The organism is Bifidobacterium saimiriisciurei (assembly GCF_010667655.1).
GTDB lineage: Bacteria > Actinomycetota > Actinomycetes > Actinomycetales > Bifidobacteriaceae > Galliscardovia > Galliscardovia saimiriisciurei.
In genome coordinates this window covers 19,147-31,638 of the sequence record NZ_WHZU01000010.1, presented here as the reverse complement: position 1 = coordinate 31,638, position 12,492 = coordinate 19,147, and the positions used below count along the sequence as shown (strand labels likewise).

The 12,492-nt window shown below is 65.1% G+C and carries 7 protein-coding genes; 2 read left to right on the top strand and 5 right to left on the bottom strand.

Annotation, left to right across the window (positions count from 1 at the left end; translation table 11 throughout):
• Positions 1-40: 40 nt before the first annotated feature.
• The 5 genes from GFD18_RS07060 to GFD18_RS07040 form a co-directional block, all read right to left on the bottom strand.
• Positions 41-1,435: an alpha/beta fold hydrolase gene (locus GFD18_RS07060; RefSeq protein WP_225432960.1), complete on the bottom strand. Its 1,395-nt coding sequence runs from the start codon at positions 1,433-1,435 to the stop codon at positions 41-43.
• A 121-nt stretch (positions 1,436-1,556) separates the two neighbouring features.
• Positions 1,557-2,513, bottom strand: coding sequence for an ABC transporter permease (locus GFD18_RS07055; RefSeq protein WP_100510761.1), 957 nt, complete (start codon positions 2,511-2,513; stop codon positions 1,557-1,559).
• Position 2,514: 1 nt separating this feature from the next.
• Positions 2,515-3,675: an ABC transporter permease gene (locus tag GFD18_RS07050; RefSeq protein WP_163200223.1), complete on the bottom strand. Its 1,161-nt coding sequence runs from the start codon at positions 3,673-3,675 to the stop codon at positions 2,515-2,517.
• Positions 3,672-5,570 carry a dipeptide ABC transporter ATP-binding protein gene (locus GFD18_RS07045; RefSeq protein ID WP_163200222.1) on the bottom strand — a complete coding sequence of 633 codons (1,899 nt, stop codon included), beginning with the start codon at positions 5,568-5,570 and terminating at the stop codon, positions 3,672-3,674. The genes GFD18_RS07050 and GFD18_RS07045 overlap by 4 nt, the downstream gene beginning before the upstream one ends.
• Before the next feature lie 113 nt (positions 5,571-5,683).
• Positions 5,684-7,432 (bottom strand): ABC transporter substrate-binding protein, encoded by a 1,749-nt coding sequence (locus GFD18_RS07040; protein WP_163200221.1) that lies wholly within the window; start codon positions 7,430-7,432, stop codon positions 5,684-5,686.
• A 319-nt stretch (positions 7,433-7,751) separates the two neighbouring features.
• Between GFD18_RS07040 and GFD18_RS07035 the strand changes: the two genes are divergently transcribed.
• Both GFD18_RS07035 and GFD18_RS07030 read left to right on the top strand, forming a co-directional pair.
• Positions 7,752-10,046 (top strand): alpha-galactosidase, encoded by a 2,295-nt coding sequence (locus GFD18_RS07035; protein WP_163200220.1) that lies wholly within the window; start codon positions 7,752-7,754, stop codon positions 10,044-10,046.
• Positions 10,047-10,057: 11 nt separating this feature from the next.
• The gene (locus GFD18_RS07030; RefSeq protein WP_163200219.1) at positions 10,058-12,463 is read left to right on the top strand and encodes a beta-L-arabinofuranosidase domain-containing protein; all 2,406 of its coding nucleotides are present in this window, start codon (positions 10,058-10,060) and stop codon (positions 12,461-12,463) included.
• Positions 12,464-12,492: the final 29 nt, after the last annotated feature.

The following is a 12,492-nucleotide window of genomic DNA, read 5'->3' as shown; positions in this document are numbered from 1 at the left end:
TGCGCCCCGCCACCGTCGACGGCATACGGCGCCGCTGAAATCAGCGTATGGCGCCGCCTCGCTGCGCGATGAGCTCGTGCAGCCGGGTGAAGACCCCGGCGTGGGTGATGCCGTCGTGCTGGTATTCGTTGGTCACCCAGGCGCGGGCGTTGCCGATGCCGCTCAGCGTGCGCAATTGAATGCGCGAGTCCACGTACAGGTCGTCGAAGTAGACCAGCGACTGCACGGGCACCTCGTTGCGGGCCAGTACGTCCGGACGATAGATGGTCGGCCATTCGTCGCGCTGCATGAGCAGGTCCACGGCGGGTTTGAACGGCCGCAGGCACGATATCTCGTCGAACATCCACGGGAAGGTCATCTCGCCGAAGAACATGAGCGGGCGCCGGTCCTCACCGAATTCCGGATGGTTCTTCAGCTCGCGCTGTGCGGCCCAGTTCATCGGCCCGCTGTGTTCGTTGCCGTAGATGAACTCCTGCAACGTCCAGTACAGTGGGCTGCCCGCGTTCGATGTGCGGCCCAGCACCTGGTAGAGGAACGTGTCGGAGAGCCGGCCGTCGGGCGTGAACGCCTCGTCGAACAGCCAGTGGATCTGGTCGAAGCCGGTTCCCATGCCGAACACCGAGCCGACGGATTGCAGCCGGGCCACGCTGAACGGGTCGCCGTTGGGCAGCCGCACGTCATGGGAGGCGAGCCGATCGGCCACGTCGGCCACGATGCGTTCGTCCTGCGGATAGCGTTCGTAGTACATCCGGCTTTTCAGCGCCGCCCGCGGGTACGTGTGCCGGTAGACCTCGTCGGCGTCCGGCGGCACGCCGGGGATGCCGCCCATGGTCATGCACGCGCCGAGTCCTTCGGGGAACAGCGACAGGTAGGTGAGGGTGAGGAATCCGCCGTAGCTTTGTCCGATGGTCGTCCATCGCCGGCCGCCGAACCGTTTCCTCCGCAGGTATTCGAAGTCGCGCACGATGGAGTCGGCGAGGAAATGACTCAGATAGTCGGCGGCCTGCCGTGCGTCGTCGAATTTTGCGATGATGCCGCCGTCCACGGGCGTCGACCGGCCGGTGCCGCGTTGGTCGGGCATGATCACGCGGTAGTGCCGTATGGCCTCGCCCAGCCAGGCGTCGCCCGGCATCGGCCGCTGGCCCTTGCCGCCGGGGCCGCCCTGCAGATGCAGCAGCAACGGCAGGTCGTCGTCGCGTCTGTCCGGGTCCACGATCTCCCGATAGAACACGGTGATGGTGCCGGCCGTCTCGTCGTTCCAATCCAGAGGAACGTCGATGGTGTGGTCCTCCACGTAGAAGCCGGGCACGTAGTAGCCGCCGTCCGTCGTCGGCGGAATCGTCGGCGACGTCGGCTGCGCCGGCGCGCCGGACGATCCGGTCACGAGATAATTCGTCGTATCCATCGTCGTATTCGCTTTCTCGATGTCATTCATTCGATGTCATTCGATGTCGATGATTCGATATCGATGATTCGATATCGATGATTCGATATCGCCGACGTCCGTCGCGCCGGCATTCGCCACGTCAACGTTCGTTATGTCAACGTTCGTCACGTCATCGCCGCAGCGTCGGCTCCAACGCCACGTGGAGGATGTCGACGAGCAGGTTCATCATCACGATGAAGAATCCGCCGAGCAGCACGACGCCGATGATGACGGGGCGGTCCTGCGTGTTCACCGATTTGACGGCGAGCGCGCCGACGCCCTGGAGTCCGAAGACCTGTTCGATGATGATGGAGCCGGAGAGCAGGGAGCCGATGTCGGCGCCGAGCTGCGTGGTGAGCACGGTGAGTGTGGAGCGCAGGCCGTGCTTGTAGATGACCTTGCGTTCGGAGATGCCCTTGGCGCGGGCGGTGCGGATGTAGTCCTCGCCGAGCACGTCGATCATCTCGGCGCGGGTGAGGCGCTGGTAGAGGGCGGCCATGAGCAGGGCGAGGGTGAGCCATGGCAGCACCATGTGCCATGCCCAGTCGATGAAGCCGTCCTCGAGGGGCTTGTAGCCTCCCGGGGGAAACAGCGTGAAGCCGTTGCGCTTGGGCAGATAGTAAAGCAGGTAGAGCAGGAACATGCCGAGCACGAACGAGGGGAAGCTGATGAACAGCTGGCTGAGCACCTGGGCGAGGCGGTCCTTCCAGGTTCCGGGATGGGTGGCGGAGACCACGCCGAGCGGCACACCGATGAGCAGCCAGATGATGACGGCGCCGCCGACGAGCGAGAACGTTACGGGCAGTCTCGAAAGGATGAGTTCGGTCACCGGCGTCTGGTTGCGGTAGGAGATGCCGAAGTCGCCTTGGAACGCGTGGGTGATGAACCGGATGTACTGCTGCCACAGGGGCTTGTCGAGGCCGAGGTTGCGGGTGACCTGGTCGAGCACCTCCTGGCTGGCCTTTTCGCCGGCGATGAGTCGGGCGGGGTTGCCGGGGGCGATGTAGAACAGCGCGAACACGAAGATGCTCAGGAGGAACAGGATGATGACGGCGAAGAGGAGTCGCCGGAGAATCTGCTTGACCATGTCAGTCGCCTTCCTTCGTCATGGATGCCGCCGACGTCGATGACGAGGCCGGCGTCGATGACGTCGCTTCGGCCGATTTCGCCGCGGCGATGTCGTCGTCGGCCGCGGCGATCTGCGCGGTGACGGGCGCGACCGCGGCCACGGCCGCCGCGCCCTTCCGCTTGCGTTTCCTCGCCAGCATGCGGCGTCCGGCCTTCGGGTCGAGGGCGTCGCGCAGACCGTCGCCGAGGATGTTGAACGACAGCGTGGTCATGAGCAGGAACAGACCGGGGAAGAACACGAGCCACGGCGCGACCATGTAGATGGAGTTGCCGGCGGCTTCGGAGAGCATCCCGCCCCAGCTTGGCGTCGGCGGCACGATGCCCATGCCGAGGAACGACAGCGACGCCTCGAACACGATGCAGCTGGGGATGCCCTGCGTGGTGTAGACGATGATGGTCTCGGTGAGGTTCGGCAGGATGTCCTTGACGATGATGGATGCGTCGGAGGCGCCGAGCGAGCGAGCGGCCTCTACGAACTCCTTCTTTTTGAGCACCTGCACCTGGGCGCGGATGACACGTCCGGTGACGGCCCACGAGAAGAAGATGACGACGAACAGGCACATGCGGATGCTGGCGCCGAACACGGAGACCAGGGCCAGCGCGCACAGCAGGAACGGGATGGTCATGACGAAGTCGGTGATGCGGGAGAGCACGTTGTCGACCCAGCCGCCGAAGTAGCCGGCCAGCACGCCGATGACGACGGCGATGAGCGAGCCGCACATGGAGGCGACCACGCCGACCAGCAGCGATACGCGGGCGCCGTAGGCGATGCGGACGAGTTCGTCGCGGCCCAACTGGTCGGCGCCGAACCAGAACGCCTTGCCCGGCCCGGTGGGCAGGCCGGTGGCGGTCAGGCCTATCTCGCGGTACTGCTGTGCGGGGTCGTGGCCGGTGATGGCGGCGAGCGCGGGCGCGAAGACCGCCATGAGCACGAGGAGCACGATGAAGCCGAGGGCGATCATCGAGGCCTTGTCGTGGCGGAGTCGTCGCCATGTGGCCTGTCCGGCGCCGAGCTGCTCGATCTTGCGGGCGGGTGTCGGCTTGTTGCCGGCTGCGCCTATCGCGCCGAGGCTGGTCTTGGCGTCGGTGGATGTTCTGTTGCGTACGGTGGCCTCGCTCATGCCGCCACCTCCTTGACGAGTGTGCGATGGGCCGTGGCCTCCGACTGCGGGGGCACTGCCCGGATGGATGCGGCGAGCAGACGCTTGGTGAAGGGAGCCTGCGGATTGTCGTAGATCCGTTCGGTGTCGCCGCGTTCCACGATCCTGCCGTTCTCGATGACGACGACGCGGCTGCATACGTGGCGTACGACGGCCAGGTCGTGCGAGATGAACAGGTAGGTGTAGCCGAACGCGTCCTGCAGGTCCTGGATGAGGTTGAGGATCTGCGCCTGGATGGAGACGTCGAGCGCGGAGACCGGCTCGTCGAAGATGATGAGTTCGGGGTCGAGGGCGAGCGCGCGGGCTATGCCGATGCGCTGGCGCTGGCCGCCGGAGAATTCACCGGGATACCGGTTGTAGTGTTCGGGGTTGAGACCGACGAGCTCCATGAGCTCCTGCACGCGTTTCTTCAGTCGGTCGCCGGACCAGTGGTGTTGGATGCGGATGGGTTCGCCGATGATGGAGCCGATGCGGCGGCGTGGATTGAGTGAGCCGTACGGGTCCTGGAACACGAGCTGCACATGGCGGCGTTGTTCACGCCATTCGGTGCGGCTTACGGTGCTGTTGTCCTGACCGAGCAGTGTGACGGTGCCGCTGGTGGCGGGCAGAAGGCCGGCGATCACGCGGGCCAGCGTGGTCTTGCCGCAGCCGGATTCGCCGACGAGGCCGATGGAGTCGCCGCGGTTGACGGTCAGGTCTATGCCCTTGAGCACCTCGACGGCTTTGCGGGTTCCGGCGTTGTAGGTCAGGTGCAGGTCTTCGACGAGGGCGATGGGCGCGTTCCTGTCGATCGGCCATTCCTTGTTTTCCGTGGTCCCGTCGGCCTGCTCCTCGGCGCGGTCGCGGGCGCGTTGGAGCACGAATTCGTCGATCTCCGGCTTGGCTTCGGCGGGGATGGGGTCGGCGCGGCGCCAGCAGCTCACGGTCACGCCGTCGCTGAGCGTGCGGCGCGGCGGCGCCGTGAGCCCACAGCGGTCGGTGGCGTTGGGGCAGCGGGGCGCGAACACGCAGCCGACGGGGATGTCGAGCAGGCTGGGCATACGGCCTTCGATGGGTGTGAGCCGCTTGCGGTCGCCTTCGGCGTCGGGCGATGAGTGCAGCAGTCCGAGCGTGTACGGGTGCGCGGGACGGGAGAACAGTGCGGAGACGGGGCCGGTCTCGAGCTGGTGGCCGGCGTACATGACCATGGCCCGGTCGGCGAACGAGCCGAGGAGGGTGAGGTCGTGGGAGATCATGACGACGGTGGTGCCGAGCTTGTCCGACATGTCGCGCAGTACGTCGAGCACCTGTTTCTGGATGGTCACGTCGAGTGCGGTGGTCGGCTCGTCGGCGATGATGATCTCCGGGCGGAGCACGAGGGCCATGGCGATCATCACGCGTTGGCGCATGCCGCCGGAGAACTGGTGGGGGTAGTCGTTGAAGCGTTTGTCGGCGTTCTTGATGCCGACCATCTCCAGCATTTCGACGGCCCGGGCCTTCGCATCCTCGCGGGAGGCCTGCGGCTCGTGGGTTTTGATGACCTCGACGATCTGCGAGCCGATGGTGAAGTATGGGTGCAGGCTGGAAAGCGGGTCCTGGAAGATCATGCCGATCTTGTTGCCGCGCATGGACCGCAGTTGCCTGGGCGCGGCCTTGAGCAGGTCGACGCCGTCGAATACGGCGGAGCCGTGGACCTCGGCGCCGGGCATGAGGCCGGTGATGGCCTGGGTGAGCACGCTTTTGCCGGAGCCGGATTCGCCGACGATGCCGAACACCTCGCCTTTGTCGACGTCGAACGACACGTGCTGCACCGCATGCACCACGCCGTCTTCGGTGGGCAGATCCACGCTGACGTCGTGTACCTGAAGAATGGACATTTCCGTAACTCCTTGTGCTCTGTTCGTTGGAAGAGCCGATGTGTGGCGGAGAAGAAGAAGGACGGCGCCCCGCCCGTCCGTATGGGACGGTGCGGGCGGGGCGCCGGGCCCGTCTACCGTTCGACCGAGACGTTGGTCCAGTCGTAGCCGGCGGAGAGGGCGAAGATGGAGGCGTTCTTAATCGCGCTGCTGTGGATCAGCGTGGCCTTCACCGAGTAGAGCGGCAGCACCGGCGGGTCGTCCATGACGGCGTCGTTGACCTGGCCCCAGATCTTCTCGGCGTCCGAGGTGCTGGAGCTGGCGAGCGCCTTCTTGGCGAGTTCGCTGGCCTTGGCGTTGTTGTAGTTGTCGTAGTTGTACACCTGGGCGGTGCCGGTGTAGGTGAACTGCGGCTGGAAGACGGAGCGTGCGGCGCCGCCGACCCAGTCGGGGTTCCATCCACACAGGGCGATGTCCCACTTGCCGTTCTTGGTGTTGTCGGGCGTGGTCATGAAGCTGGCGTAGAAGTCGGAGGCGGGCACGGGCACGAGCTGCACGTCGACGCCGGCCTTCTTCATGTCCTGCTGGATGATCTGCGCGATGGAGGGTTCGGTCGCGTTGTCTGAACGGTAGGCGAGCTTGAGCTTGAGGTTGCTGACGCCGGCCTTGGCGAGCAGCGACTTGGTCTTGGCCGGGTCGCCCTTGCTGCCGTCGGTCTTGTACGGGTCGCTCTTCTCGTCGAAGCCGACGACGCCGCGTCCGAAGATGCCGACGGCGGGTTCGGCGAGTTCGGAGCCGCCGAGCTTCTGCACGAACGCCGCCTTGTCGACGGAGTACTGCAGGGCCTTGCGCACCTCGGTCTTCTTCAGTGCGCCGCCGTTGTTGTTGGAGAGCGTGTTGAACCACAGGAAGTTGGTGCCGCCCTGGGAGAACGCGCTCATGTCGTCGCCGTTGGTGGCCTTGAGGGTGCCCCATTGCGCGGCGGGAACGTTCATAGCCCACAGGCCGTCGGCGTCGCCGTTGGAGACCTGCTGCAGGGCGTTGTCGGCGCTGACGCCGAACGTGAACTCGATGCGGTCGGCGTTGGCGGCGCGCAGCGGGTCGGACGCCTTCTTCCAGTTGGGGTTGCGTTTGAGGTACAGGTGGCTGTCGGCCTTGTAGTCGTCGACGGTGTAGGGGCCGGACGAGATGTAGTTCTTGCGGTAGTCGGGGCTGTCGGGCTCGTAGTCCAGCGATTCCTTGGCCACCGGGGAGACGTTGTCGAGCGACACCATGTAGATGAAGTCGGAGGCCTTCTCCTTGAGCTTGAACACGATGGTGTGGTCGTCAGGTGTGGTGATGCCGGAGACGTTGTCGTTCAGGATGTGCTTCTTGACGTTCTCGGTGGTGGGGTTCTTGGTGTCGTATGCGGCGCAGTACTGCTCCATGCCTTCGATGGCGTTGTAGTAGGAGGCGGCGGCGGAGGGCAGCAGCGGGTTGCATACCTTCTTGAAGCCGTTGGCCACGTCCTCGGAGGTGATGGCGCGGGCCGGGCTGGTGCTCCACATGGCGTCCTTGCGCAGCTTGAACGTGTATGTCAGGCCGTCGGCGGAGACCTCGGGCATGGATTCGGCGAGGTCGGGCTGGGCCTCGACCTGCTCCTTGGCGTCGTTGCTGGCCTTGTAGCTGATGAGCTGGCGGCTGATGGCGCGCTGGAACGTGTAGGTGCTCACCAGCGAGCTGCCGGTCGGGTCGAGGTGGTCGATGTCGTCGGTGCCTACCAGTTTGATGGTGCCGCCGGTCTTCGCCGTGCCGGAGTCGCTCGATCCGGAGCCGCCGCAGCCGCTCAACGTCATGGCGCATACGGCGACCAGGGCCGCCAGCGCCGTCATTTGCTTTTTCATCGTATTTTCCTCTCTGTGAACGGCGTTTCGCAATATGTGGGAGTGATCGAGACGCCGGAGATATGGACCGCGATGACATCGGTCCGGCATTTCCGTGGGTGGAGATGTTGATGTCTATATAACGGTTTGAATTCGCCATAAGATTTGCCGATATGTAAAACAAAAGTGAACTATGGTCTAGTCGATGGTCTTGTCGTTACATGACGTGCGCTTTGCCGAAACGTGGACGATGGTAACGTAGGCACCCTGTTCAAGGCTTCCCGACAGGGGGTGCAAAAGCTTGGAAATACAATTGATTACGCATGATATGCAGTTTCATATGACCAATGGCGTCGTCAGCCATGTCATACGAGTGCTTCCCGACGGCGACCTCAATACGTTGTACTTCGGTTCAGCGATTCATGACCGTCAGGACTTCTCCGACCTGCAGGACCTCACCGTACGCGACACCATCCAGGCGGACGCCGACCATCCGGGCATCTCGCTCGAACAGATTCGGCGCGAGTATCCGCAGGCGGGTTCGTCCGACCTGCGGCCGTGCGCACTGTCCGTGCGCGACGAGGCGGGATCGCGTGCCGTGAAACTCGCGTACGAAACATATCGCATCATTCACGGCAAGGTTTCGCCGGATGGTCTGCCGTCCACGTTCGCCCATGCCGACGAATCGGGCGGAGCGGATTGCAAGACGCTGGAGATCGACTTCTCCGACGCGTCGTTCGGACTGAGGGTCACGCTGTCGGAGACGATGTTCCGCGACCTTCCCGTCGTCGCCCGGAATGTGCGGATGACGAATGTCTCGCATATGCCGCTGACCGTCGAATCGGCGTACAGCGCGAACCTCGATCTTCCCGATGCCGATTGGGACATGATCACGCTCACCGGCGCGTGGGCGCGCGAGACGCATGTCGGCCGCGCGCCGCTGCGCATCGGATTGCAGGGCGTCTCGTCCGTCCGCGGCCACAGCAGCCAGCATGCAAGCCCGTATATCGCGCTTGCGCGGCCGACCACCGACGAAATGCAGGGCGAGGCCGTCGCCGCCACGCTCGTGTACAGCGGCAATTTCGACGCCTCCGTGTTCGTGGACCCGTACGCCCGCACGCGTCTGCGCATCGGCATCAATCCGGAGCTGTTCTCGTGGCGGCTCGCGCCCGGCGAGACGTTCCAGGCGCCCGAGGCGCTGCTGGCCTGCAGCAGCACCGGCCTCAACGGCCTGAGCCAGGCGCTGCATACGCTGTACCGGTGCAATCTCATCCGTTCGCCGTGGAACGCGCGACGCTCCCCCATCGTCGTCAACACATGGGAGGCCGTGCATATGGATATGGACGAATCATCCCTGATATCGATGGCCCGTTCTGCGAAGGACCTCGGCATGGAGATGCTGGTCGTGGACGACGGATGGTTCGGCCAACGCGACCGCGCGGATTCGTCGTTGGGCGACTGGTTCGCCGACCGTCGCAAGTTCCCGCATGGTCTGCGGCCGCTCGCCGATGCCGTGCATGCGATGGGGCTGGGGTTCGGCCTGTGGTTCGAGCCGGAGATGATCAGCGAGCGCAGCGACCTGTTTCGCCGGCATCCCGACTGGGTGCTGGGCGATCCGCGGCTGCCGTTGCGTTCGCTGGGCGTGCAGCGCTGCCAGTACGTGCTCGACATGACCCGTCCGGAGGTCGTCGACCATCTGCTGCGTTCGATCGGCGACGTCATCGAGCGGGCCGACGTCGATTACGTCAAATGGGATATGAACCGTTCGCTGTCCGAGGCGTATTCGCGAGCCCTGCCGCCCAATCGGCAGGGCGAGGTGTTCCACCGGTATGCGTTGGGATACTATCGCCTGCTGCATGGCCTTGCCGCACGGTTCCCGAATCTGCTCATCGAATCATGCGCGAGCGGCGGCGCGCGCGTGGACGCCGGCACGTTGGCGACCGCGCCGCAGGCCTGGATCTCCGACGACACCGATGCGTTGGAACGGGTGAAGATCCAATACGGCACGTCGATGATCTATCCGGTCGGCGCGTGCTCGAACCATGTTTCGGCCATTCCCAACGAGGAGACGGGCCGTCGTCTGTCGTTGAGGATGCGCGGCGATGTGGCGTTGTTCGGTACGTTCGGCTACGAGCTCGACCCGCGTGCGCTCGATGACGGCGAACGCACGCGCATTCGCCGGCAGATCGCCTGGTCGAAACGATTGGGGCCGTTGATGAGGACCGGTACGTTCTGGCGTCTGCGCAGCCCGTTCGACCGGCGGCCCGGATTCGACGCCGCCGACGCCGCGTGGATGATGGTCGCCGAGGATGGACGCATGGCCGTCGTCGGCTGGTATCGGGCGCTGACCGGAGTGAACGCGCCGGTGTCGCATTTGCGTCTCGCCGGATTGGACGCGGACGCACGGTATGCGGTGACGGAAATCGACACGACGGTGGCCGATGCCGGCGACACCGCCATGGCCGGCAGGGGGTTCACGCCGTGGCGGCCGCGATACGGCGACGAGCTCATGCGCGCCGGCCTGCCGTTGGCCGACCGCACCACCGCGACGTGGGGCCGCGCCCCGCTCCCCGGTGACGGCTCCTCCCGCCTCTTCATCCTCACCGCGATTCCCACCGCCACGACCTCCCTCTAAGGACGCTTTCCATGACCGATATTGCACAATCCGACGCCGACGCCATCACGCTCGGCAATCTCGCCACCGTGGAGTTCGACCTCGACCTGCCGTCGACGGGCCGGCATGGCTCCCGTATCGCCTGGCAATCATCGGACGACCGCTGGCTGGATTCCTCCGGCCGTGTGCATCGTCCGGTGTTCGGCCGGGGCGACCGCAAGGTCACACTCACCGCCACGGTCACGAACGGCGGCGACACCGTGACGCGCGATTTCGCCGTCACCGTGGTGCAGCAGCCGTATACGGCATCCATCCGCTCCGTGCCGCCGGTCACGCGCCGATGCATAATCGCCGCCGACCGCGTGGAGCCCGTACATGTTCGTCTGCCCTCATGGGGTGCGGCGATCACCGACATCGGCGCCATCGCCGTGCCGTTGACGTGGCCCGATGCCGAAGCCGTCGTCCGGCCGGCTCCAGGCCGGACCATCGTCACAGGCCATACCGGCACCGAACCACCGTTCCCCGTAACGGCGGTCATCGACGTCGAACCGGAACATTCCGGAAGCGCCGAGGGCCCTGTGAACGATGCCATGGGAGACAACGACAACGACAACGATGATTTCCCGGCGGTGAAGCCGACGCTTCGCAACATACCCCTTGCCGCCATCCGCTTCGACTCGCATTCGACCATCGGCCGCAACCAGCTTCTTCGTTTGGAATACCTGCGTTCGGTGGACGACGACCGGCTGCTCTACGCCTTCCGTCAGGCGGCCGGCCTCGATACGAGAGGCGCGCGGCCGATGACCGGCTGGGATTCACCTGATTGCCTGCTGCGCGGCCACACCACCGGGCATGTGCTCTCCGCCTATGCGCTCTGCGTGCAGGCGACCGGCGACGACAAAATCCGCCGCAAACTCGATTATCTCGTCGACGCCCTTGCCGAAGTGCAACGGGCGTTCGCGCGGCGGCCCGGCTGCCGCCCCGGTTTTCTCAGCGCCTACGACGAACGACAGTTCGATGACCTGGAACGACTCGTGCCCTACCCGGACGTATGGGCGCCGTACTATACGCTGCATAAGCTTCTCGCCGGCCTCATCGATGCCCATGAGGCCGGGGCCGCGCGGGCATTGCCCGTCGCCAAAGGCATAGGCCGATGGGTGGCGGACCGTCTCGAACGGCTTACGCCGGAGCATCGCCAACGCATGTGGGGCACATACATCGCCGGCGAATTCGGCGGCATGAACGAGGCGCTGGCGCGGCTCGCCACCATCGTCGGCGAGCGCGGCGGCAGTGGCGACAACGATGACGGCAATCGTCACGACGGCCACTACGGCGCCAAACGGTTCCTCACGGCCGCCCGCTATTTCGACAACGACCGATTGCTCGAACCGCTGCGGCAGCGGGTGGACGCACTGGACGGGATGCACGCGAACCAGCATATTCCGCAGGTCATCGGCCATCTTGCACTGGCCGACGCGGCGGCCGACCGGCAAACCGCCGCCATATATCTTCAGGCGGCGCAACGGTTCTGGCATGAGGTCGTATCATCGCATCTGTATGCGGTCGGCGGCACCGGCCAGGGCGAGATGTTCCGCACGCCGAACGTCATCGCCGGACTATTGGCCGACGACACGGCCGAGACCTGCGCCACCTATAATCTGCTGAAGCTCGCCGCCGGCCTGCGACGGCATGGAACCACCCTTTCCCCCGAATACGGGGACTACATCGAACTGGCGCTGTGCAACCATATCGCCGCGTCCATCGACCGCACGGCACCGAACGGCGGCAGCACGTATTTCCTGCCGACGCGACCGGCCGGCCGCAAGTCGTTCGACATCGACGGCAACACCTGCTGCCACGGCACCGGTCTTGAGGTCCACTTCCGGGCCGGAGACGGCGCGGTGCTTGTCGACGACCGATCGGACGCCGTGCACATCCAGCTATTGGAATCCATGAACGTTGATTCTCCGGACGACGGCATCGCCATGCGCATCGATGCGCCCGACGAGACGCCGAACGTCATCCATATCCATATCGACCGATTGGCGGCCGCGACGCTTCGCGTCCGCGTGCCGTGGTGGGCGCTCGGCCGGGCATTCCCCGATTTCGACGGCCACGACGACAATGGAAGACTCCCGACGGACACCATCGTCACCGTCAACGGCCGGCAATCCGACGACGTCGACTATGACGCCTCCACGCATGAGCTGGTGTTTCCCATGAAACGTCCGGACGGCGCATCGATAACCGACATCGACATTCGGTTCCCCATCGGCCTGAGGCTCGTCCGCACGCCGGACGACGCCGACATGGCGTCTATCATGTGGGGGCCGTACGTACTGGCGGAGCATGGCGATTCCCCGCGGCTCGAACCCATCTCCCGGATTCCGGCCGATACGCCGTACCGACTGTATTTCCGCATCGACGACGCCGAATAACCGGAGCGCCGCGAGCGGCCATATCGGCC